General features: G+C 53.0%; 21 protein-coding genes. 13 read left to right on the forward strand and 8 right to left on the reverse strand.

From position 1 onward, the window contains the following. Positions 1-144 precede the first annotated feature (144 nt). Positions 145-861 (forward strand): glycosyltransferase family 2 protein, encoded by a 717-nt coding sequence (locus ACZ51B_RS06735; protein WP_464296467.1) that lies wholly within the window; start codon positions 145-147, stop codon positions 859-861. Here the strand turns inward: ACZ51B_RS06735 and ACZ51B_RS06740 are convergent. Then, positions 858-1427 (reverse strand): hypothetical protein, encoded by a 570-nt coding sequence (locus tag ACZ51B_RS06740; RefSeq protein WP_464296468.1) that lies wholly within the window; start codon positions 1425-1427, stop codon positions 858-860. The two genes, ACZ51B_RS06735 and ACZ51B_RS06740, sit on opposite strands and share 4 nt — an antisense overlap. A 301-nt stretch (positions 1428-1728) precedes the next feature. Here ACZ51B_RS06740 and ACZ51B_RS06745 point away from each other — a divergent pair, with 301 nt between their 5' ends. The 3 genes from ACZ51B_RS06745 (at position 1729) to ACZ51B_RS06755 (ending at position 4788) form a co-directional block, all read left to right on the forward strand. Beyond that, positions 1729-2628 carry a cation diffusion facilitator family transporter gene (locus ACZ51B_RS06745; protein WP_464296469.1) on the forward strand — a complete coding sequence of 300 codons (900 nt, stop codon included), beginning with the start codon at positions 1729-1731 and terminating at the stop codon, positions 2626-2628. 738 nt (positions 2629-3366) lie between these two features. Next, positions 3367-4011 (forward strand): choice-of-anchor R domain-containing protein, encoded by a 645-nt coding sequence (locus ACZ51B_RS06750; protein WP_464296470.1) that lies wholly within the window; start codon positions 3367-3369, stop codon positions 4009-4011. 78 nt (positions 4012-4089) lie between these two features. Continuing rightward, positions 4090-4788 carry a hypothetical protein gene (locus ACZ51B_RS06755; protein ID WP_464296471.1) on the forward strand — a complete coding sequence of 233 codons (699 nt, stop codon included), beginning with the start codon at positions 4090-4092 and terminating at the stop codon, positions 4786-4788. Here ACZ51B_RS06755 and ACZ51B_RS06760 read toward each other — a convergent pair. Next, a complete protein-coding gene (locus ACZ51B_RS06760; protein ID WP_464296472.1) occupies positions 4720-6231 on the reverse strand; it encodes a HEAT repeat domain-containing protein in 1512 nt (503 codons plus the stop codon). The two genes, ACZ51B_RS06755 and ACZ51B_RS06760, sit on opposite strands and share 69 nt — an antisense overlap. Before the next feature lie 126 nt (positions 6232-6357). Here ACZ51B_RS06760 and ACZ51B_RS06765 point away from each other — a divergent pair, with 126 nt between their 5' ends. The 8 genes from ACZ51B_RS06765 (at position 6358) to ACZ51B_RS06800 (ending at position 14723) form a co-directional block, all read left to right on the forward strand. Further along, positions 6358-7407 (forward strand): LacI family DNA-binding transcriptional regulator, encoded by a 1050-nt coding sequence (locus ACZ51B_RS06765; protein WP_464296473.1) that lies wholly within the window; start codon positions 6358-6360, stop codon positions 7405-7407. 55 nt (positions 7408-7462) lie between these two features. Then, positions 7463-8755: a family 16 glycosylhydrolase gene (locus ACZ51B_RS06770; RefSeq protein ID WP_464296474.1), complete on the forward strand. Its 1293-nt coding sequence runs from the start codon at positions 7463-7465 to the stop codon at positions 8753-8755. A gap of 523 nt (positions 8756-9278) precedes the next feature. Then, complete coding sequence (locus tag ACZ51B_RS06775; protein WP_464296475.1) at positions 9279-10325, forward strand: LacI family DNA-binding transcriptional regulator; 1047 nt, start codon at positions 9279-9281, stop codon at positions 10323-10325. Positions 10326-10341: 16 nt separating this feature from the next. Beyond that, complete coding sequence (locus tag ACZ51B_RS06780; RefSeq protein WP_464296476.1) at positions 10342-11169, forward strand: prepilin-type N-terminal cleavage/methylation domain-containing protein; 828 nt, start codon at positions 10342-10344, stop codon at positions 11167-11169. A gap of 52 nt (positions 11170-11221) precedes the next feature. Next, on the forward strand, positions 11222-11500 hold the full coding sequence (locus tag ACZ51B_RS06785) for a hypothetical protein (protein WP_464296477.1): 279 nt from the start codon (positions 11222-11224) through the stop codon (positions 11498-11500). A 171-nt stretch (positions 11501-11671) separates the two neighbouring features. Continuing rightward, on the forward strand, positions 11672-12994 hold the full coding sequence (locus tag ACZ51B_RS06790) for an ABC transporter substrate-binding protein (protein ID WP_464296478.1): 1323 nt from the start codon (positions 11672-11674) through the stop codon (positions 12992-12994). Beyond that, entirely contained in the window at positions 12991-13869 is an 879-nt protein-coding gene (locus ACZ51B_RS06795) for a carbohydrate ABC transporter permease (RefSeq protein WP_464296479.1), read from the forward strand. The genes ACZ51B_RS06790 and ACZ51B_RS06795 overlap by 4 nt, the downstream gene beginning before the upstream one ends. 2 nt (positions 13870-13871) lie before the next feature. Next, on the forward strand, positions 13872-14723 hold the full coding sequence (locus ACZ51B_RS06800; protein ID WP_464296480.1) for a carbohydrate ABC transporter permease: 852 nt from the start codon (positions 13872-13874) through the stop codon (positions 14721-14723). Positions 14724-14758: 35 nt separating this feature from the next. Here the strand turns inward: ACZ51B_RS06800 and ACZ51B_RS06805 are convergent, their stop codons facing one another. The 6 genes from ACZ51B_RS06805 to ACZ51B_RS06830 form a co-directional block, all read right to left on the reverse strand. Beyond that, entirely contained in the window at positions 14759-15814 is a 1056-nt protein-coding gene (locus ACZ51B_RS06805) for a metallophosphoesterase family protein (protein ID WP_464296481.1), read from the reverse strand. An 84-nt stretch (positions 15815-15898) separates the two neighbouring features. Further along, the gene (locus ACZ51B_RS06810) at positions 15899-16360 is read right to left on the reverse strand and encodes a hypothetical protein (protein ID WP_464296482.1); all 462 of its coding nucleotides are present in this window, start codon (positions 16358-16360) and stop codon (positions 15899-15901) included. Positions 16361-16532: 172 nt separating this feature from the next. After that, positions 16533-16937, reverse strand: a complete 405-nt coding sequence (locus ACZ51B_RS06815) for a hypothetical protein (protein WP_464296483.1) — start codon at positions 16935-16937, stop codon at positions 16533-16535. A gap of 56 nt (positions 16938-16993) precedes the next feature. Further along, positions 16994-17251 carry a hypothetical protein gene (locus ACZ51B_RS06820; RefSeq protein WP_464296484.1) on the reverse strand — a complete coding sequence of 86 codons (258 nt, stop codon included), beginning with the start codon at positions 17249-17251 and terminating at the stop codon, positions 16994-16996. Beyond that, the gene (locus tag ACZ51B_RS06825; RefSeq protein WP_464296485.1) at positions 17248-18126 is read right to left on the reverse strand and encodes a prepilin-type N-terminal cleavage/methylation domain-containing protein; all 879 of its coding nucleotides are present in this window, start codon (positions 18124-18126) and stop codon (positions 17248-17250) included. The genes ACZ51B_RS06820 and ACZ51B_RS06825 overlap by 4 nt, the downstream gene beginning before the upstream one ends. Then, a complete protein-coding gene (locus ACZ51B_RS06830) occupies positions 18101-19144 on the reverse strand; it encodes a LacI family DNA-binding transcriptional regulator (RefSeq protein WP_464296486.1) in 1044 nt (347 codons plus the stop codon). Before ACZ51B_RS06830 ends, ACZ51B_RS06825 begins: the two co-directional genes overlap by 26 nt. 322 nt (positions 19145-19466) lie before the next feature. Here ACZ51B_RS06830 and ACZ51B_RS06835 point away from each other — a divergent pair, with 322 nt between their 5' ends. After that, positions 19467-21731: an ATP-binding protein gene (locus ACZ51B_RS06835; RefSeq protein WP_464296487.1), complete on the forward strand. Its 2265-nt coding sequence runs from the start codon at positions 19467-19469 to the stop codon at positions 21729-21731. The last annotated feature ends 19 nt before the right edge of the window (positions 21732-21750 follow it).

The following is a 21750-nucleotide window of genomic DNA, read 5'->3' on the forward strand; positions in this document are numbered from 1 at the left end:
TGACTCGAGTGATCTGCCGAAGATCGCCCTCCTTTTTGTGTTTTTCTTGGTTGCACCAGAAATTAATGAAGATATTGGGAAGGAATGGAACGGCATAAACGTTGCTAGAAACATAGCGTAGTCACGCAACTTGAGGCTGCAACTATGTATCCTTTCCGAAACATGTCCGAAGTGGATCGCCCTGATGTAACGGTTCTCGTTCCGGCTCTGAATGAGCAGGCGACGATTGCTGAGGTTATTGAGCGTGTCCTGGCTCTTCCACTCCGTGTTGAAGTCATTGTGATTGACGATGGCAGCACCGATCGGACGAAAGAGATTCTGTTGGATTACAAGGATCGGATTCGGGTGATTACCAATGAGCAGGCGGGGGGCAAGGGGAATGCCATCCGGAAAGCCCTTCCCTATGCGACGGGCAAGACTGTGATTGTTCAGGATGCGGACTTGGAGTATTCGCCGGAAGAGATTCCTCAGTTGATCCAGCCGATTTTGGATAACAAGACGGCCGTAACGTTTGGAAGTCGGTTTGCGCATGGGCTTCCGAAGGGGATGGCGCTGCCGAATAAGATCGTGAATGTTCTTTTGGCGCTATCCGTGCGGGTGCTATTTGGGTTCCGCATTACGGATGAAGCGACTTGTTACAAGGCGTTTCGGACGGAGTTGATCCAGAAGATGGATCTCCAGTGTAAGCGGTTCGAGTTTTGTCCCGAAGTCACCGCTAAGGCCCTTCGATTGAAAGAGAATATTCTGGAGATCCCTATTTCTTACGTCCCTCGCACGAAGGACGCGGGCAAGAAGATTCGTTGGACCGATGCTCCGGATGCGTTTTGGACGCTGTTCAAGTATCGGTCCTGGAAGCCTTAAGGAAGGACGATGCGGGGTGTGGCGATCGAGATGTCGTCGACCCAAATACCGTTTCCGCTGGAGAACTGGCCCGACTCGGACTCGAGCTTAATGGCGTTGATGACTTTGCCTGGAGTAAGGATGCTCTTGAAATCCCACTGTGTCCAAGTTGGCGCGTTTACTCCATTTCCAAAAGTCTTGGTGGCTGTGCTCGTGGTGTTGTCCGAGTAGCGAATTGTCACTTTAAGAGTCTGCTGGAAGCTGTATGCCCAGAGACTGGCATTCGAGACATTTGCGGTGGCAACCGGGCTGATGGTTTGCGAGAGCGAAGCGTGGTAGGTGGACCAGGTCCAGTTCTCGATGGCGAAGTGGGCGCTATGGCCACCTGAATGGGACTTAGTGGCGTCGGGGAAGATCAGATTGGTGTTCGTGGTCGTTCCTGATCCTGGGCTGTAGACATAAGAACCGACTTGGCTCCAGGATGACAGACCGTTGACTTCGAAGCCGCCATTGGTGACGTACTGAGCTGCACTCACTGAACCTACCAACGCTGCGAATGCGAAACCTACTGAAATTGTTTTAAACATTAAATCTCTCCTTTCCAGTCCACTTGACCGGTTGATAAGAGAATGAAGGTATCGCGCAACAGTAGCTAGGTTTGGGCGTTACAAACGGATGCATTCATCGTGACAATATATTTACTAGGTTGTTACGCTCACTTTTAGGGTCCTCATTTCCCGCTTAAATTGCGAGTAAATGCCAACCCCTACCCCGTATCCGGTCCCATTCTGCGCGCACCCGGTTTTGGTTAATGTGTCTCCATCCTTGTTCTGTTCGGGGCGAAACCTCTCATTTGCTGGTTTGCAAAACGTATATTAGGTTAGAGCTATGCACGACCACTCCAATTGTGACCACCATAAACCGGCCCATTATGGCGGCGCATTTGCGGTAGGTATCGCGCTGAATGCCAGCTTTGTGATTGCCGAGGTCATCTTTGGTATTTCGAATCGTTCGCTTTCGCTGCTGGCCGATGCGGGGCACAACTTAGGCGATGTTCTTGGCTTGGCAATGGGTTGGGCGGCTGTGATGCTCGCCTCACGGCCAGCGACCTCTCGTCACACTTACGGCTACCGGCGAAGTTCTATTCTCGCTGCCCTGGGGAACTCGTTTTTGCTCATGGCGGGTGTGGGGGCTGTTGCGTGGGAAGCTATCCAGCGACTTTCCGAACCTGTGTTAGTGCCTGGGAACATTGTGATGACGGTTGCGACGATCGGCATCTTGGTGAACGGTGGAACCGCATTGATGTTCTTGCGCGGCCGCAAAGACGACATTAACCGCGAGGCAGCTTATGCCCATATGCTGATGGACGCGGTTGTGTCCGCGGGAGTTGTAGGCGTTGGTTTGGTGTTGAAGCTGACGGGATGGTCTTGGGTGGATGCCGCGTGTGGCATCGTGATCTCGGCCCTCGTGGCCATCTCGTCTTGGCGTCTCCTTCGTCGATCGGTTGATCTAGCTCTGGACGCGGTACCGGATGGGATTGATGCCAACTCAGTTCGCGAATTTTTATTGGCGCTTCCGGGGGTTGAGAATGTCACGGACCTTCACATATGGGCGATCAGCACGACGGAGACTGCTCTTACTGCACATCTGGTAGTTCCCAATGGATTCGCCGGAGGGTTTCTTTCGGAAGTTCAACACGAGATGGTGCACAAGTTTGGTATTGCCCATTCCACTATTCAAGTGGAGTCTGTACAGGTCTCGGATGGTTGCGCTCTCGCTGCTGGCTGACATGGTATTTCACGGCTGTTGAGACCAGCGCTGGGCCGTAATGGTTTATGTGGGGAGCAGCGTAAGTCAAACCCGAACTCTCAGCGAAGCGGCACCTGCTATTTATACTTGCCGATTAGTGGATTCAGAAACACGTCGCCGATTGCAATTCCTGGCGTTACAAATGCGTTGCTTAATCGTGACAAATTGCTGCTCGATTTGTAACGCCTACACTTAGACACTCAATTTCTCTATTTAGTCGCGGTTTCCATGCTCCCTCCATTTCTCGATACTCTGATGAAGACAATCCATTTCAATGATCCGTTTTCAATCTAGAATTACAGTGAAACCGCAGCCTCAACCGGCACAGAATGCAATTAAAAAAATAGTGTACTTGCGACTAATATTCGATTGATCCGTGATAATTCAGGTTCAAACCACCTCCCACATGCTCACCAGACCAACCATCTAAGCCCGATGCGCGTTCTAGCCAAGACGATCCCCTTTCAAGTGAATAGCCTCTCAGAACGAGCCGACAGAAAACGAATGATCTCGGGCTTAACTGATACTGGAACCATCTTTGATCACTTATGTATCACCTAAGATCACAAAGAATTCATGTCATGCAGCTTCGTTAAATAATCGCGAAACATTGTAATCGCACTTGCACTCTCTGGAGTGGGTTAGCCTATACTGACTTCGCTTAAAGAACTTTAAGCTTAGAGCGGTTTGTGTTGAATCGCTCGTCCGGAGAAGATTATGAAACTCAATAATTTACGCTTTTGCATGGGTGCAATCGCCTTAATCGCTGTCGCATCTTCCGCTGATGCATCCATCATTTTCAACAACCTCGGTCCAGGAAATGCATTTGCCAATGGCGGACGCCTGATTCAGGGTCCCGATGTCCACAACATTGGCGACGTTGACCAGAGTGTTTCTTTCACGACAGATAACAAGAGCTACTTGCTGACTTCGATCACGATCTCCATTGGAGTTACCGGCCCCCTTCCATTCGATGGTCGAGGCCCTCTTGATATTCTTCTCGCGTCGGACGCAGCTGGCTTGCCAGGTGCAACGCTAGGAACTTCTACTGGATCTGTCACCACCTATGGTGATCAGCTTGTGACTCGTGGTTTTGCTCCAATTGCTCTCCAGCCAAATACCACTTACTGGGTCATCGCCGACGGCAAGGGACTGTTTGATGGCGATTGGAATTTCAACGATACCGGCGACAAAGGAAACACTGCCGGTCGCACCAGCGGGTTCCCTTGGGGACTTCGAGTGAATGATGACCGAATGGGTCTTCGAGTTGAGGGGCGCGTTACCGCTGTTCCAGAACCAGCTTCGATGGCTGCCCTCGGGTTGGGTGTTGCTGCAATGCTTCGCCGACGCAAGAAGGCCTAACTCCACACATTAAACTCCTTTGCTCCCTGGTGCTTGCGAAAGTCCCAGGGAGTTTTTGTTTTGTGCAAGAGTGATGGAATGTCATGGCTCGGCATCTGGCTCTTTTGGATCACTCCCGCACTGCTGGGCCTGCTCGGGGGACTTACCTTGGGGCGCGCTGTCTATTATTTCCGCCAAGGTAGCAAGGCACGGGCCGTTCAGAGAGTCGTTGGTGCGCTGCTGATTCTGGCTTCTGTTTGGGTGTGCAGGCGGAGCGATCCGACGTCCCCGTCTGTCCTGAGCTTCAAGATTCCACCGTTCTTCGTTGGCTTTGCAGTGGGAGCGTTGGTCAAGAAGGCACTGGGACTTCCCTACATCGGACTTTGTGGGATCGCTTTGATCTCACTTGTGTTTGTGGTTCCTCTGGCACCCTTCCAAATGCGCGTGAGTGAATCCACGGAGAAGGTTTCTCCAACCGGTAGATATCGTGCTGATCTCGTCTATTTAGATGGGCTTGCCTATGGGTATGGCATGGTCACAATCCATCCTACTTGGGACAGGTTGAACTTACTGGGGCGACATCGGATCGCGGAGGTTGCCGCTGAGGGCCTTGAGAGCATTCGATGGGTGGATGACAAGACTCTTCAGATTCGGTCTGATGGTGAGGCCGAGTTTGTCATTCGAGAAGATCGCTGGAGCGATATTCGAATTCGGTACGTGAGGCTTTCCTCATCCAACCTCCTTCCTAGCGCGCGAAGCTCTCTTGAAGCGCACCCACAGAAGGGTGCTCATCGCTGAAAGTACCACGACAAGACCCATACTCGCCATCACGTAATACACGAGCCAAGTGCGTTTGTTTATGTCCTGGCGAATGATGGACCTTGTTCTATGGACTTGCTGAATGGCGAGAGGGGTCGTTTCATTTCTCAGGTTTGGGTTCTTGCTTACGCGGGTCAGCTCTCGCTCTACGGACTCCAAGACTGGGGGGAGCCGCCGAAGTTTCCTGCTGTCTAGGGCGTCGGACTGTTCGAGGGCCTGACTAATACGGAGGATTCCTCTGGTTGCGCCCTCCCGCACATCAGACGAACCATCTTTCAAAAGTGCCGTTAAAGGTTGTAAAGCACTGGATGCTGGATGACCGATTTTCCCCAAAGCTATACATGCAGTTTCTCGAAGACGTGCGTCGCGTTGAGTCAGTGCGAAAATCAGTGCATCTGTGGTGGCTAGATCGGATGTTGGATACTTGCTCACCGCATCCGCGCACGCTACCGCTAAGACAGGGTCCGCCCCCTTAATCGCCTCGATGAGAATCTGCCTGGCAGGTCCAAGTCCGCATGAACCTAAGGCATGCGCAGCGTCCTTTCTACGCTCTGGTTCATCTTTGGAGGGATGGAGCAAATGCTGCTCGATTGCAGGGATCGCTTCTTTCGCGTAGGGACCGAGCTTTTCCAAAGCCGCTAACGTGACGCTTACAGTACTGGAGTCCTTGCTTTTGAGAAGTGTAGCCAGAGTTGGAACTGCGGGCTTGGCTGCGGAACCTTCGTTTGCTAAGGCATATAAGCTTTCACAACGAACATCGCGGTTGCTGTTGAATAAATTTGCCGTGAGCGTTGGGATCACATTTGAATCCATGTATTCGGATCGACCGATCATTCTGAGTGCTTCACAGGCTAATTCTGGATCGTGGCTCGTTGTTAACTTGAGAGCGACTGGACCGTATCTGTCCATAAGCCTCGGACAGGAAAGCGCTTTGACTGCACAGAGCACCACGTGCTCGTCTGAATCATGCAGTAGCTTTTCTAGCGTGCTCAAACGGTCTTTGTTGGAGGATTCGATTCCGCCAATGGCATAAATATACGAACGCCATTCTCGCATTGGCTTGTGTTCACGCGCCTGTTGATATGCTTGGAAGAGTGGCTTGAGGGCCTGTGGAGGAGTTGGTCCATGTATCGAGAGAGCGCTTGCCGAAGCATCCATGACTTCAAAGTCGTGCAGTCGAGCTGCCTTCGTGAATACTTCGAAAAGAGCCGGGCCGACCTCTGCATTTGGGTCGCCGGGTTCCACTAACACTGTGAGGGCAGCTTTGACATATGATCGATCAGCGGACCGTAAAGCGTGGATCAGTCTCGGATATTCTTGAGCCGTAGAATATTCTCCCGCCGCCAACGTGTGACCGTTGAGCCATATAGCGGTACCGATCAACGCGAGCATTCGCCATCCCTTCATGAGTTCTTTTAGCATGCTTCTGCTGAGACATCAGTTAAGTACCCAGCCGAAACAATGAGGCAAGAGACCTACCACGCCATTTTTGTCTAAATTTCTCTTTTGCTGTTGGGAATAAACGTTTATTTATTGTAAAAGACATCTATGCCACTGCCGCAAGTTCGAGAGCCGGTTCGACGGGTGACTCTTCGGGAGGTTGCTCGTGAGGTTGGGGTTTCTATTTGTACGGCGTCGGTGGTTTTGAACGGCAGCAGTTCGGGCTCTCATATCTCTGAGAAGACGCGTGGGGTTTTGATTGATGCCGCTAAGCGCATGGGATACCGACCGAATCGGATTGCGCGGACTCTGCAAGATGGGCGGACTCATACGGTTGGGCTGATCCCTACGGCGGTTCACGAGAACATCCTTTTGGGACCCCATCTTCAGTTGATTCTGAACTCAACTGCCAACACATTCCGCAGTGTGCATTACGACTTGCTGCTGATCACCCGCACCGACCCGTCGGACGCGAACGCCATCTTGGATGTGATCTTGGATGGCCGCATTGATGGGGCGATTCTGGTTTCGCCTCGCTCGGGGTCTCAGCTGGTGCAGTTGTTGCAACAAGAGCGTTTTCCTTTTGTGGTGGTAGACAGTGAGCCGGATCCTACCGTCTGCTCTTTTGGGGTGGATAACGTGAGCGGCGTGAAGCTTGCGATGCAGCATCTACAGGATCTCGGGCATCGGCAGATTGCTCACATTTCTGGGCAGCCTGCTTTGGCAGCCTCGCGGATTCGCACACAGACATTCATTGAAGAAGCGGGGGATTTGCCGGATCACTGGATTCAGGATGGGGAGCTTGAAGCAGAGGCGGGTGCGGAGGCGATGCATCGAATCCTAGCGGAAGCACCTCTTCCGACGGCAGTGTTCTGCGCAAATGACGAGATGGCGATTGGTGCCATGCGCGCCGCAGCGGAGCGGGGGTTGTCGGTGCCAGGAGACATCAGCATTGTCGGGTTTGACGATGCACCGCCGGGACGATTCCTTCGCCCTGGGCTGACCACGGTGAGACATCCGATTGAAGCAATTTCAGCAGCTGCTTCGCAAAAGTTGTACGATTTAATTCAAGGCGACTGCGCCATTACGAATGAGACCTTCCGCTGCGAACTTGTTGTTCGCGGCTCTACCGCGCCACCACGCAAACCGCTTTCCTAAGAAGATCATGCTTACACCCGTTCTTATCCTGTTGAGCCTTAGTTGCTCTGCGTCCATGAAAACCGAGGAACCCCACAAGTGGGTGCTCACGTTCAGCGACGAGTTTAGCGGACCGAAGGGTCAGGCGCCCGATACCTCCAAGTGGGGGCGGGACCTGGGCAAGAGCGGATGGGGCAATAACGAGCTTGAGGAGTATACGGACGGGACCTCGAACGCCTATCTGGACGGGAAAGGCAATCTCATCATTGAGGCAAAAAAGAGCATGGAGGGTGGGAAGGCCTCTTACACCTCTGCCCGGCTGCTTACTAAGGGGAAGTTCTCACAGGCTTATGGTCGGTTTGAGGTCAAGGCGAAGCTGCCTTTTGGGAAAGGGATTTGGCCTGCAATTTGGATGCTGGGCGATGGGCCGAGAGGATGGCCCGCTTGTGGTGAGATCGACATCATGGAGCAGTTGGGGCATGAGCCGACGCTGGTGCATGGCACGCTTCACGGGCCGGGGTATTCCGCTTCTAACGGGAAGTCTTCGACACTTGACTTGAAGTCCCTGCCTGCTAGCAGGGATGGGTTCCACGTCTATTCCGTCGACTGGGAGCCGGAGCGGATCCAGTGGTTTGTGGATGGGAAGCTCTACCACACGGTCACACCAAATGAGATCGGCGTGTCTGAATGGGTGTTTAATCATCCTTTCTATGTCATTTTGAACCTCGCCGTGGGTGGTGGCTGGCCTGGCTACCCGGATGACACGACAACCTTCCCACAGAAGTTTGAGATCGCCTATGTTCGGGTTTATCGGGATGAGAATCTGAAGATTGATGAGGCGCTCATCAAGAAGAACACCGCTGAACGGATGGTCAAGAACCGCGAGTTTAAGGGAGCGAAGACCGTTTCGCTGCCAGGGACTGTTCAGTCGGTCGACTTTATGGAAGGCGGAGAGGGCGTTGGGTATCACGATGTTGACCCGCAGAACCAAGGTGGGGCTTACCGTCCGACCGAGGGAGTCGATATCGGAGCATCCAATACTTCGGGCTTCAAGTATTCGGTGGGCTGGACCAAGGCGGGCGAGTGGCTTGCGTACGCCGTGGATGTTACGGAAGCGGGATCTTATGATCTTGAATTGATGGAAGCAAGCGAGGGTAACGGCGGGACACTTCACTTTGAACTGGATGGCAAGGACGTGACTGGACCGATCCACATGCCGAACACCGGTGGCTGGTCCAACTGGAAGCCTATCCAGAAGAAGAGGATTCAGTTGCCAGTCGGCAAGCATGTCTTGAAGATCAGGATGGACACCAATGGTGAGACGAACAGTGTCGGCAACATTGGGCCATTGAAGTTTACGAAGAGCTAGTGGAATCGGTGAGGGATTTTGAATCCCTCACCCTGCTCTTGACAACTAGATTTTCGATTACAGCCGCCTCCTTATTATTCAGCTAAAAATGGAGTTGGTTTAGAAGTCCTTCTCATCGAGATAAGTTCTGGCCAGCCGTTAATGCATGTCCAGTCGGACGTTTTTACGCCCGAGCCGTTGACATCAGCAAACCCAAATGGTCCGCATACAGCTCATGCTGACTGTCCGCGACCGACGTGCAGCCCCTATCTCCCTATCTCAAAATTGTTCAGTCAGAGCAAGATCCAGTCGCTGCGCCCTCTGTGATACCAACGATTGAGCACAGTAATCGGTACGTTGACTCGCTGAAATCTGAGCCTTCACCTAGCTTTCACCCCAAAAATCGGTTATTTTAGATACTAAAATAATCATTCAGTCTCAGTTATACAGACAGGTTTTCAAATTGAATAAATATTTCTGCAAACTTGGCATATAATTTGCTAAAGTATTTGAGCGAACAGCTTTATAGCTTGGGCAACGACGCATGCAAGCATCCACGACAAAAAAACGAGGCCGCGTAACACTCGCGGAGGTTGCTAAGAAAGCAGGAGTTTCTCCGAGCACGGCATCACTGGTGCTTCGTGGGATGACTCGTCAACTTCGCATTTCTGAGGAGACGGATCGAAGAGTTCGTGAAGTCGCCAAGGAGTTTGATTACTCCCCTAACCTGCTCGTCAAATCCATCCAGGATGGCAAGACGCAGGTCATCTCTTTCTACAACGCGTTCCGCCATCGCTTGCTGGATGACATCTACATGGACCGTCTTTCCACGGCCATCGAGAACTCTTGCGGGGCGATTAGTTACGACGTTTTGGTCCACTGCGACTTCTCGAAGTCGGCTGAGGAGATGTATCGATTCCTCAACGGTGGCCGGGCAGATGGGCTTTTGCTCTTTGCTCCACGCGAGAGTGATCCGCTTCTTCCCTGGTTGCGAAAGTCGCGACTGCCTGTGGTGCTAGTCGGCGCTACAGACTCTGTTGGACAGCTTTCTTCTGTGAAGGACGATGTTCGATCGGGCATGCAACAGGTAGCTCAGGCACTTGTGAGCCAAGGACATAAGCGCATTGCGGTCATCCAAGAGCGCGGCGACGACGTTCGCGATGCGGAAGAGAGAACTCTCTATCTTCGCACCGCACTTTCCGAGCTTGGAGTTGATCTTCCGACGGATCAGGTCTTTGTGACGGACAGCACGCGAGTGGAAACACTCCGAAAGATTTTGAGCCAAGACAAGCCACCGACAGCGATCTTTTGCTGGCGTGACTGGTTGGCTTATCGCATGCTTGAAGCCTGCCATGAGTTAGGCGTAAGCGTGCCTCAAGAATTGTCGATCGTCGGCTATGACGGTCTACATTGGCCCGCAGCAACGAGTCATGTCGCTGCTTCGGTCCACATCAATCTACAGGCTCTTGCCGACCAGGCAGTGGCCCTATTGAACTCTTACATTAATGGTCACGAAGAGGAAACCAAGCAATTGGTTCTTCCCGTGACATTCGACCCAGGGACCACGCTTGGTCCCGCACCAGAAGAATGAACTTCCGGAGAAAACGATGAAGTATTCAAACAAAAGCACTCGAACTGATCGAGCATTCACCCTTATTGAACTGCTCGTTGTAATTGCCATCATTGCGATTCTTGCCGCTATCTTGTTCCCCGTGTTTGCACAGGCTAAAACAGCAGCGAAGAAGACCGCTTCTCTTAGCAACGTGAAGCAGCTTGGCCTCAGCCAGATCATGTACGCAGGAGACTCCGAAGACACCTACCCTTACTTGTGGCTGGGCGATACTACCGAGAGAGTCAACTCCACCGACTACGGCGTGGGTATCTCTTGGGTCTCCGTTTTGGACCCATATGTAAAGAATACGGACATCTATAAGGATCCACTCAACCCATTCCCATTCCGAAAGGACCCAACTTGGATCCCAACTGAGAAGCCGGTCAGCTATGCAATGACACTCTTCTGGTGGGGCTGGCCAGGCGGATGCGTGAGCTGGGACTGGGATCACATGATGTCGATGCTTCCTACAAACTCACCGACCACATCGGTTTCTCAGCCTGCGACCACCATCCTTCTTTCGCCACGGTTTAACGACTATTCCGGAAACAAGAATGGCTGGGGCAAGGAGAATTCGTTCTTGAACGATGAGTTCCGCTTCCAGACTCTGCCTTACATCAACAACGTCCCGAACTATGTGTTCTGCGACGGACACGCTAAGGCGATGAAGACAGCCACTTGGGATGCGAACAATCCTCAGAACAATGTGGACGCGACTCGAAAGCCACAGGGCAACCAGCCAACCACCTTGGCCGATGCTCAGAACACAGACTCGAAGACCTCCTACTGCTGGCCATACGGCATGTGGGACAAGCGCCAGTAATTGGCCCTACCTGCTCCATCCTTTTGCCTCGGCTTGAGGATGGAGCACTACCATGAGTAACTCAGGAATGAAGAACAAAGTCCCCCTTTGGGCCATCATCGCATCGGCATGTGTCGCGATTGCTATTGCAGTTGTGATCTTTATGAAGAGCGGCGGCGGCAGTCCGCTGCCTCCAGACTACGACCCGAAGGCACCTCCGGGCACCAAGATTTTTGCGCCGGCCGGCTACAACATCCCCAAAGAGCCAGCCCCTCCCGCACCTCCATCAGGAGTGTCGGCGACTCCTCCCGGACCAGGCAGCAGCAGCAAGCCTCCAGGAGCTCCGAAGTAACAACCTGAAGGGAGGCAACATTGCCTCCCTCTCCCATTCTTGATGTCCGTTCTTCGGATATTTACCAGGGACAATTCATTTGATCCATCTCCGGTAAGAGAACACAAATCTCCCATCCCAATTTGCTCACTTGGGCCTTAGAATGAGCAAGCACATGCAAAGAGAACAAAGATGTTGAGCTGGCGCAAAGCCTTGATTACGGGCGGAGTGCTCGGTGCTGCGGGGCTGGCTTTCGTGAGTAGCGAGCGGTCCGTATCGAGAGACGAGGGTGACAAACGCATCACGGTCACCTATTGGGAGAAGTGGAATGGCGACGAGGGAGCTGCCATGCAATCCATTGTCAATGCCTTCAACGCATCCCAAGATCGCATTCGCGTAAAGTACCTGAGCATCTCCAACATCGCAGATAAGACCCTGCTCGCGACATCTGGAGGAACCCCTCCCGATGTGTCGGGAATGTGGGCGGGACAGGTGGTGCAGTTCGCCGATGCGAATGCGCTGACGGACCTTACCGAGTTGGCAAAAGAGAACGGCGTTCGGCAGTCGGATTACATTCCTGGCTACTGGGACATGCTGACTTACAAAGATCGCCTGTATGCCCTTCCTAGCACTCCTGGTTCGAGTGTGCTTCACATCAACCGCGACCTGATGCCGCCGGAATACAAGGACGAGAAGAACTTCCCTAAGACGCTGGAAGAGATGGATGCCTTGGTCGACAAGATCTCGAAGAAGACTGCGGATGGGCGTGTTGCACTCGCTGGGTTTCTCCCCTCGCAAGGCTTCGGAGGGAGCAGTTGGATCTTCTTGTTTGGCGGCGGATATCTTAAGGACGGTCAGCTAGCGCTGAACTCACCTGAGAATGTACGCGCCTACACCTGGGTGGCGAGCTACGGAAAGAAGTTTGGAAACCGCGAGATGCAGGCGTTTCAGAGCGGATTTGGAGACATCGCTTCCCCACTGCACCCCTTTATGAGCAGCAAGGTCGCCATATACTCGGAGGGACCTTGGATGAGCAACTTCATCCGGCTTTACAACCCCAAGATCGATTGGTACGCGGCGCCTATGCCTCCTCCAGCTGACCTCCCAAACAAGGCCGGAACTACTGTGCTTGCTTTGAACGCTCTCATGATTCCCAAGGGGGCGAAGCATCCGAAAGAGGCTTTCGAGTTCATTCGGTTTGTGCAGAAGCAGGAGCAGATGGAGAAGTTGTGCAGGCTTCAACGCTGCAACACCCCGCTTTCGCGTCACAGCCCAGACTTCTTCACGACTCACCCGAACAAGTATGTTTGGCTTTTCGACAAAGTGGCCCGATCACCCAATGCCGTAAGCTCGTTGAAGCTAGGCATTGCCGCTCAGATCTCGAAAGAGATGGACAACGCCACGCAGGTGGTCAATCTGGGTCAGAAGACTCCTCAGGAAGCGCTCGACGAGGCTCAGTCTCGGATGCTCTCTACTTGGGCCAAATATCAGAAGCAGGTCTTGGCTCAACCATGAAGCAACGCAATCTTAAGTTTGGCGTGCTGTTTGCGCTGCCCTGGATCCTTGGATTCTTGTGCTTCCTGGCCTATCCCGTGTTTGCCTCGTTCTACTACAGCTTCACGGATTTCTCGGTGCTGAGAAGCCCCCGGATGGTGGGGTTTGACAACTATATCGAGCTGTATCACGATCAGGTTTTCCGGAAAGCTCTCGGGAACTCGCTGGTTTTCCTCGTCGGTTCCGTGCCACTCAGTACAGTCATGGCCATCAGTTTGGCGTTTCTTTTGAACACCAAGGTCAAAGGGATGGCTCTGTATCGGACGCTGTTCTACCTACCGTCGCTGGTGCCGATGGTGGCCCTCGGCGTGCTTTGGCTGTGGGTGTTCAACAGTGAGTACGGGCTTCTCAACTCCGGGTTGAGGAGTATGGGTATTGCGTCTCCACCCAACTGGCTAGGCGATCCGCTTTGGGCCAAGTGGACAATGGTGGTGATCGCCATGTGGGGCTGCGGGAACGCGGTGGTCATCTATCTGGCGGGGCTGCAGGATGTTCCTGTTTCTTTGTATGAAGCCGCCGAGTTGGATGGTGCGAAGAACCTTGGCAAGTTACGCCACGTGACGATCCCCATGATCTCGCCGGTGATTCTGTTCAACGTGATCATGGGCATGATTGGCTCGCTTCAGACCTTCGGACTTCCCTACGTGATGTTCCCAGGTGGGCAGCCGGCACGGTCCACTTATCTGGTGGCGATGTACCTGTACGACAACGCCTTCCTATACCAACGCATGGGATATGCCAGCGCAATGAGCTGGATTATGTTCGTCATCACCTTGGCTCTTACCGGCCTTGCTCTGAAACTCTCGGACAGACATGTCCACTACGAAGGAGGCTAGCCATGAAAGACAACAAGGTGCTTCGAACCGCTTTTACCCATATCGTCTTGGTGACCCTTTCGATCGTGTTTGTGCTTCCGTTCTTGTGGATGCTCTCCACAGCGATCAAGCCGATCCAAGAGACCTCGGTGAACCCGCCTCAGTGGATTCCGAAATCTCCCCAGTGGAACAACTTTTGGGATGCGATTTCGCACAACAGCAAGGAGCTAGGGTATATCCCGTTCTTGGTCTATGCGCGGAACACGTTGTCAGTCACAGTGCTTTGCGTGATCGGGTCTGTGTTCTCCAACTCGGTCGTTGGCTACTCATTCTCTAAGTTGAAGTGGCCCGGAAGGGACCTTTTTTTCAGCCTCACGCTGGCGACCATGATGATTCCGTTCCCTGTTCTGATGGTGCCCTTGTTCACGCTGTTCAAGAACCTCGGGTGGGTGGGCACGTTCCGGCCTCTGTGGGTGCCGGCTTTCTTTGGAAGCGCGTTCTCCATCTTCCTATGCCGCCAGTTCTTCCGCACCATTCCCAACGAGCTCAGTGAAGCGGCTCGCATTGACGGTTGCAGCGAAGTGCGCATCTTCACGGACGTGGTGCTTCCACTTTCTAAGCCGGTCTTGGCCGTGGTTGCGCTGTTCACGTTTATGGGATCTTGGAACGACTTTATGGGGCCGCTGATCTATCTGGTGGATCAGAAGACTTTCACCCTGTCGCTCGGCTTGCAGGCGTTCCAGAGCCAGCATACGGGGACGCCGTGGAACCTGCTGATGGCCGCCTCAGTGGTCGTCATCCTTCCCATCATCCTCGTGTTCTTCTTTGCTCAGCGGCTGTTTATTGAGGGGATTTCAACCACTGGTTTGAAATAGAGACAGGGGCCAGAATTCTGCCCCTGTCCTGATGCTCAGTACTTGAACTTGATGACCGTCGCGCGGTGTTTTGCAGCCTCAAAGTCGAGCTGCACGGAGTAGCCACCCGCGACCTTCTTCAATCCGACCATCTTGATCTCGACCTCTTTGGTCTTCTTCTTTCTGAAGGAGCTGGCGCTGACCGAGGTGGGCTTCGCCTTCAGCACCACCTGGAGGTTTCGAATGTGGATGTCGGAGCCTGCGTAGTTTCCGAAAGTGACCTGGTCGGGAGTCTGTTCGACCTGCAGCGCACCTGCTACGATCGTGTCGGTGGTCACTTTGTCGCCGTCTACGTGCACGATCACGAAGTGGAAGAAGCCGCCCTCCTCGGGTGATGCATCCATAGGAGCGCCGCCGCCACCCGAGATGTAGTACTCCACGCCATCGTGACTCTGGTGGTTGTAGACGTGGTCGTGTCCTTCGAACGCGAACTTAACTCCGCCCTCTTTATACATGGCCGCAACAGCCTCTGCACCTTTGACGATGGCGCCTTCCTCGGCATTGTCTTTTCGACCGTACACAGGGTGGTGCTGGAAGGTGATTTTATTGCCTGGCTTGGCGAGTTCGGATTTGAGCCAAGTCATCTCCTGAGGGCTGAAGCCAGGTGTGTAACCGATCTCCTCGGTGCTCACTCCCAGGAACTGCCAGCCTCCGAACTTGAACTCGCCGTAGGTCGCGCCGAACTGCTTGACGTATTCGTTGTAGAACTCAGGACGGCCGTTGATTTCGTGGTTGCCAGGGGCGTTGAAGAAGGGGCATGGGAGCTGGTTCAGGAGCCCCTTGATCTCTTTACACTCGTCTTTGTACTGGGCCAACGACTCTTCGTTCCCATACACCAAGTCTCCTGAGGAGATCACAAATGCGGGATTTACCCAGGCGATATCTTTAAGAAGCCCCTTGAACACGGCGGTGGCTGGCATGCCAGCACCGACGGGTCGGTTGTCACCTACCACTACGAAATCGAACTTCGTGGTGGATGGTGGGAGAGTCTTAGGGTTGAGGGAGCGAAAGGTCGGCCCAGCGACCAGGGCAAGCGCGGAAAGGAGAATCATAAGGGTGTAAGGAAAAGTATCCCATGCCCCACTTCTTAACAATTCAAGTGAGAATGGGAAACGCCATTCCTTAACATTCGCTTATCATTTGGATCGGCTCTGGATGTTTGAATCCGTGCTACTGAGTTCATCCATCTCAGCAAGCGCGGCCTGTTCCGCTTCTTCCAATGTGTCGGCGATAAGCTGTTCATCAAAAAAGAAACGACCCCACTCGTAGTTTAAGTCAGTTGAAAACGACGGGGTCGATACTGGGATCAGGTAACCATTGGGCACATAGGCCAGTAGAAAAATCTCGTATCGATCTGGCCATTGCACGATCCTAGCCTGGAGCATTTTGTCGGGGTGCTCAATGTCTTTTATAACGATTGGTTTGACTTGAGGTTCAATCGGCACTAAATCGGGTTCAAGTGTGCGGCTATCTAGCTCTTCCAGGACTGCTCTTGCAACGAGTTTCCCTTCTGCCAGGTTCGGAGCACTTGTTCGGCCGCTATATTGAACAAGCATATGGTCTATGGGCGTAATCCTGAAAGACGGTTTTTCGCCCAAGTATTTGTAGTAGGCGATGGTGACCGGGAATGTAGAGTTTAGACCAAGTTGGATGCGAGCTTTAAATCGTCCTTTGCTTAGGACGTAACCTCCTGCATTGCGGGGTTCTCTGCGGAATGGCATAGCCCAACAAAGTTACCAACTTGGCTTGCATATTCCTAGCACGCAGGACTTACTGCTTAAGCAGAACGGTCTTGCTCTGGAGTTTGCCGGTTGAGGTTAAGGTCAGCTTCTTCCCTTCCAACTCGTACTTGTACGGCACGACCGTGCCGGCCGGACCTTTGATTAGGACCTGGTCGTCTTTAACGCTCCATTGGCCGGAGGACTTGTTCACCATCTTGCCACCGGGAGTAGAGACTGTGCCTTCCAGCTGGTAGTTGCCATCAGCATTAAGTGTGTAGGTAGTGGCACCGTCCTGAGTTTTCCATTTCGCAGCAAGCTTCTCATCGGGCTTACCGTCGAAGGCAACGGATGGCTTCGACGAGGTGTCGATCACTTCTTCGGTCGAGTTCTTGCACCCGAACGTTACTGCAAACAGCAAACTAGAAACGAGAAATAAGTTTCGATTTTTCATCATGTATTAACAACACAAAACAGGGACCTCGCGAGCGAGATCCCTGTCTCTCATGCAATCTAGCTGCCGCCGGCGGCCCTCGCCTTTTTCATGGCCTCTGCCTGCTTATCCATGTATTCCTGCTGCGCTTTTCCGCGATTCATAGCGGATTCTGCAGCGGCACGAGCCTCTGGAGGCATGTCTTTGGGAAGATCTGCGGACGTCTTGGGGGCTGCTTTTACAGCAGCCTTTGCGGCGTCCACATTGCCTGCATCATCCCCAGAGCATCCGCAAAGGGGAAGAAGCATCAAGCCGGCTAACAAGTATGTGTGTTTCATCGTGCGTAGGCTGCGCAGAACTGACCTGGATCGAACAGCCAGTCCCAGTTGTCGTTGAAGTTGGTGGTGTGGCCCTTGATGTAAACGTACTTACACCAGTTGAACGCACCCTTCTTCACATAGCGAGCGTGTGAGTCTGCGAAGGCGCTGTTGAGACCCTCTGTGTAGCGATAGCGAGGCATCGCCCACGTTGGCCAATCGGTCGTATCCGCATCGAATTTGGCACCCGATTTCGCACCATCGAACACGGGTGGCCACTGGGCTCCGCCCCACCACCACCACGACGCATCTGGAGCGTCTCCAGAAGCACCCCAGCTCGGGTTGATACCGATGGTCCATGTCATGGAGACATTGGCAGGGGCGTCGACTGCCGTCATGCTGACGGACGGGAAGGGGGAGTTCCCTGGGATCGGTGTTCCATCATCGTTTTGATCACACTTGGTGACGCTGGCAGCGTTGTCCCACATGCAGTTGCCTGGCATGAGGTTTGCGTTGCCTGCGTAGGAGCCTCGCACACCTGGCTTAGCAGGTGAGTCGAAGATGCCACCATCTGCGAGTTTTACGCTGTTGGTGCCGTCGGTGTACACCTTTTGACCGTTCTTAACGTAAGGCATGATCGCCTCTCGCCAAGTGGTTGGGGTATTCCATCCATAGACGGCAGCTCCCACGGTTTTGTACACCATTCTTGGGAACGTATCATCGAAGTCACCTGCATACATAGTGACTCCCGTGGAATGGTTCTTAGTATTCGATAGGTCAGCCGTTTTCTTTGCAGCTAGTTTAGCTTGTGCGAAAACAGGAAAGAGGATCGCGGCTAGTATAGCGATGATCGCTATAACAACAAGTAATTCAATAAGTGTAAATGCTCGTCTCATGATATTCCTCGACTTTGAGTGCTCGCGCTGTAGATTCCCGGACGTCGAGAGTACAGCGATGAATGATATGTCGCACCGGAGAATCCGGTGCTTCGATTGACTGAATAAGAAGTTGTGTCGCTTGTGACGCCATCTCGGCGAGCGGCTGTCGCACGGATGTGAGCCGTGGTCGAGTTACCTCGCATTCGATGGTGGAGTCGAAGCCGACAACGGAGAGGCGATTGGGAACCGAGATCCCCAATTCGGGTGCCATTCTCAGAAACTTTCCCGCGAGTGCGTCGCTCCAGAACAGAAGCGCCGTCTCCTGGGGCCGCGTGGCCCACCAAGAAGCGGCTTCAACGGCATCGGTCGTCCAATGTAATATGCTGCTCTCAGTGAGCGGCACTTCATTGATGTGCATCCAATTGAGAAAAGCGCGCTTGCGAGCGATCAGTTCCATATTGGTTTCGCAGTCGTCGTCAACTACAAAAGCGATTCGTCTATGTCCCAGCTGCCAAAGATGCTTTAATGCGATCTCCACACCTTGGACATTGTCGCAGGATATGTGCGACATGTGAGAGGCTTTCCCTCCGTGAATTACGATCACAGGAACATGAGTTCGGCGGACCGACTCTTGACGCTCTGCGTTCTCCGCTAGTTGGAACCAAATGAAACCATCGAATCTCCCATCCGATAGGGGATCGGATTTTTCGCTTGCGACAAGCGTGGGACAGAGTGCGACGGTGTACCCCTGGTCAAATGCGGAACCCACGACCCCGTCAATCAGATACCCGTAGTACTGATATCGGGTGATAGAAGGATGAGCCTCGAACAGCAAACCAATCGTATGAGTGCGTCGTGCTCTTAGATGCCGTGCGACTGTATTCGGGCGGTAATCCAACTCGGCCGCAACCTTGTGAATCAGTTGCGCCTTGGCTTCGCTCACGCGAACATTCTGCCCTTTTCCATGAAGGACTTTTGAGACAGACATTGCGGACACCCCTGCCGCTTCGGCTACATCGCGTATGGTAACTGGCATCGTTGCACAGACGATTTGATTTACCCATAAATCAAATCTTGGGTCAAATGTTACAACAGAAATGAAGATCTGACAATGATTTTTCGTTAATCTCTTCGCAAGCTTTTAAGAGAACGTTTCACTAAATCGCGTAAATGAGGAGTGATATATTTGAGGGACCATTCATTTACCTCGCCCCAGTTGCTACCTAACCCTACGTTTAGAGACTGATCTGCCAAGGATTTATTAGTGAGGGGATCAGATGAGTGTGTATAGAAAAACGGTACGCCCCGTTATTGTGCTCATTTGTGCTCTCATTTTCAGCGTGGGCATTATCGGGCTCGTGGCAATCCAGAAGCGCCACGCTGCCACCATGAAAGTGGCCCTCAAGAATTTCAGATTAGCAGCGCATATCGATTCGACTGCGCAGGTCAGAGATGTTGAAGGCATAACAGGCCGCATCTATCGTAACCTGCGAATCATGGCCCGGCTACCAGCCGTTCGGGCGATTGATCGTTACGGAAAAAGGTTCGACGCCAATGCTCGCCTGACCACCCAAGAAGTGTTCAACAACCTCAGAACAACGGTCAATGTGTCTGAGGTCTACATCGTCCCCAAATCGCTCGAACCCGACAAGATAGACCCTGTTACAGGAAAGCTTCAAGAGCCGATCACAACATTTGACGAACTGATCACGGGCAGAACCAAAGACAGTGCGGTCGAAGGTGCCATCCAAGAACCTGAGACAGAGATCTACGAGTTTCGGGCGATGAGTGACCACATGAAGTGGTTCGCCAAGATCGCTCCCACTGAGGCCTACATCCACGGCCTCGAGTACCCCAGTGTTGTCAGCCCCGAGTTACGGACCTGCGATAACACACACTACTCACCATCACAACCTAACGAAAAGGATCGGTGGGGCGTCGTAATCACGGTTCCGTTTTACGCTCTCGATGGCAGTTTCAAGGGAGGAGTCTCGGCCGTCATCCTTTCCTTAGAGTTGGCAGAAGCGCTAGGACACCATCGGGCGGCGCTCAGTTGTCCTAAGAACAACTACGTGGTCACACAGAAAGACAGCAAGCTCAGAGCGGACGACCTAGCAGCAGCGCGACAGGGTATTCCTAATCCAGCACTTCTCTACTCCGAAGCCATCCCAGTCACCACCCATGATGCTTCTGCCCCCTGGTTCTACTGGGCAAGCCGAGATAATCAAGAGTTCTACGGAAGTCCCGAAGTGGAGGCAGCCCAGAAGGAGCGCACTCTCTGGAGTGGGATTGTGATCGGCCTGACCATTGGGTTCCTCGCCATGATCGGGCTCCTTGAGCGATCAAGACACCATCTGGCAATGAGGGATGTTGCCTTAGCACGTGAGGAGCTTTCTCAAAAATCAGAACAAGAGCTCAGCGCCGTGAATCAGCAGCTTCAAGAGTCCCTCATTGCAGCTGAAAAACTTGCCGCAGCAGCCGAGGCCGCCAACAAGGCCAAGTCCGAATTCCTGGCGAACATCAGTCACGAAGTCCGAACGCCTATCAATGGCGTCATGGGCATGTCGGAGGTCCTGCTCAAGACTAGGCTCACAGACGATCAAGAAGACTGCGTGTCATCCATTCGCCTCTGCGCGGAGCACCTGTTGAGCATTGTCAATGAGGTGTTGGACTACTCCAAGATCGTAGCCAATAAGATGGAGCTGGAGCGCATGCCCGTAAACCTGGCGACGCTCATGACCGAAGCGGTAAATCTGGTCACGACGAAAGCACAGGAGAAAGGACTGCCAATCCACTGCACGTTCCCAGCATCTGTCCCGACTGTATTGTCCGATCCCACACGATTGAAGCAGATCGTATTGAACTTACTGTCCAATGCGATCAAATTCACGGAATCTGGAGAGGTGAATATGAGTCTGGAGATCCTCAACTCGGATGCCGAAGCAGTGGAAGTTCAGATCAACGTTGCAGATACAGGCATCGGCATTCCCCTCGAATCACGTGCCACATTGTTCTCAAGCTTCACCCAAGCAGATTCCTCTACCACGCGACGTTTCGGAGGGACGGGCCTTGGGCTTGCCATTTGCAAACAGCTTGCAGAGATGCTGAATGGCGACATTTGGTTTGAAAGTGAAGTTGGGAAGGGCTCTACTTTCCACACGCGGTTACGGCTTCAGGTCTGTAGTCAAGAAACAGATCGCGAGAGTTCCCCTCCCCCAACGTTAGTCTCTGGACCTTCCTTACCCAGCGGAATCCGAGTGCTTCTCACTGAGGACAACCTGGTCAACCAAAAAGTCGTCACTCGATTCCTCAGTCAGCAGGGCTGCCACATCACCATCGCAAATAATGGAGAGGAAGCGCTCCAATTCGTCTCGCAACAACCTTTTGATTTGATACTTATGGACTGCCAAATGCCCGTAATGGACGGCTATGAAGCAACACGCGCCATACGCAAACTGGGCGTCCAAACACCCATCATTGCCCTCACAGCGAGCGCGATGCAAGGCGACCGAGAGGTCTGTATTGAAGCAGGAATGAGCGACTATCTGACGAAGCCGCTGAAGCAAGAGCTGCTCTTTAGAATGATCTGTGACTGGGTACCCGAAAACAACGCCGCCGCATAGACTTACCGGAAAACAGCCA

This window comes from Fimbriimonas sp. LA-C6 (assembly GCF_055398105.1).

What these genes read in the sequence shown, in the direction of transcription:
- ACZ51B_RS06745 (WP_464296469.1), top strand. Translation starts at nt 1,729, where the DNA reads ATGCACGACCACTCCAATTGTGACCACCATAAACCGGCCCATTATGGC.
- ACZ51B_RS06750 (WP_464296470.1), top strand. Translation starts at nt 3,367, where the DNA reads ATGAAACTCAATAATTTACGCTTTTGCATGGGTGCAATCGCCTTAATC.
- ACZ51B_RS06770 (WP_464296474.1), top strand. Translation starts at nt 7,463, where the DNA reads ATGAAAACCGAGGAACCCCACAAGTGGGTGCTCACGTTCAGCGACGAG.
- ACZ51B_RS06775 (WP_464296475.1), top strand. Translation starts at nt 9,279, where the DNA reads ATGCAAGCATCCACGACAAAAAAACGAGGCCGCGTAACACTCGCGGAG.
- ACZ51B_RS06790 (WP_464296478.1), top strand. Translation starts at nt 11,672, where the DNA reads ATGTTGAGCTGGCGCAAAGCCTTGATTACGGGCGGAGTGCTCGGTGCT.
- ACZ51B_RS06760 (WP_464296472.1), bottom strand. Translation starts at nt 6,231, where the DNA reads ATGCTAAAAGAACTCATGAAGGGATGGCGAATGCTCGCGTTGATCGGT.
- ACZ51B_RS06765 (WP_464296473.1), top strand. Translation starts at nt 6,358, where the DNA reads ATGCCACTGCCGCAAGTTCGAGAGCCGGTTCGACGGGTGACTCTTCGG.
- ACZ51B_RS06735 (WP_464296467.1), top strand. Translation starts at nt 145, where the DNA reads ATGTATCCTTTCCGAAACATGTCCGAAGTGGATCGCCCTGATGTAACG.
- ACZ51B_RS06800 (WP_464296480.1), top strand. Translation starts at nt 13,872, where the DNA reads ATGAAAGACAACAAGGTGCTTCGAACCGCTTTTACCCATATCGTCTTG.
- ACZ51B_RS06820 (WP_464296484.1), bottom strand. Translation starts at nt 17,251, where the DNA reads ATGAAACACACATACTTGTTAGCCGGCTTGATGCTTCTTCCCCTTTGC.
- ACZ51B_RS06780 (WP_464296476.1), top strand. Translation starts at nt 10,342, where the DNA reads ATGAAGTATTCAAACAAAAGCACTCGAACTGATCGAGCATTCACCCTT.
- ACZ51B_RS06805 (WP_464296481.1), bottom strand. Translation starts at nt 15,814, where the DNA reads ATGATTCTCCTTTCCGCGCTTGCCCTGGTCGCTGGGCCGACCTTTCGC.
- ACZ51B_RS06815 (WP_464296483.1), bottom strand. Translation starts at nt 16,937, where the DNA reads ATGATGAAAAATCGAAACTTATTTCTCGTTTCTAGTTTGCTGTTTGCA.
- ACZ51B_RS06785 (WP_464296477.1), top strand. Translation starts at nt 11,222, where the DNA reads ATGAGTAACTCAGGAATGAAGAACAAAGTCCCCCTTTGGGCCATCATC.
- ACZ51B_RS06825 (WP_464296485.1), bottom strand. Translation starts at nt 18,126, where the DNA reads ATGAGACGAGCATTTACACTTATTGAATTACTTGTTGTTATAGCGATC.
- ACZ51B_RS06830 (WP_464296486.1), bottom strand. Translation starts at nt 19,144, where the DNA reads ATGCCAGTTACCATACGCGATGTAGCCGAAGCGGCAGGGGTGTCCGCA.
- ACZ51B_RS06795 (WP_464296479.1), top strand. Translation starts at nt 12,991, where the DNA reads ATGAAGCAACGCAATCTTAAGTTTGGCGTGCTGTTTGCGCTGCCCTGG.
- ACZ51B_RS06740 (WP_464296468.1), bottom strand. Translation starts at nt 1,427, where the DNA reads ATGTTTAAAACAATTTCAGTAGGTTTCGCATTCGCAGCGTTGGTAGGT.
- ACZ51B_RS06755 (WP_464296471.1), top strand. Translation starts at nt 4,090, where the DNA reads ATGTCATGGCTCGGCATCTGGCTCTTTTGGATCACTCCCGCACTGCTG.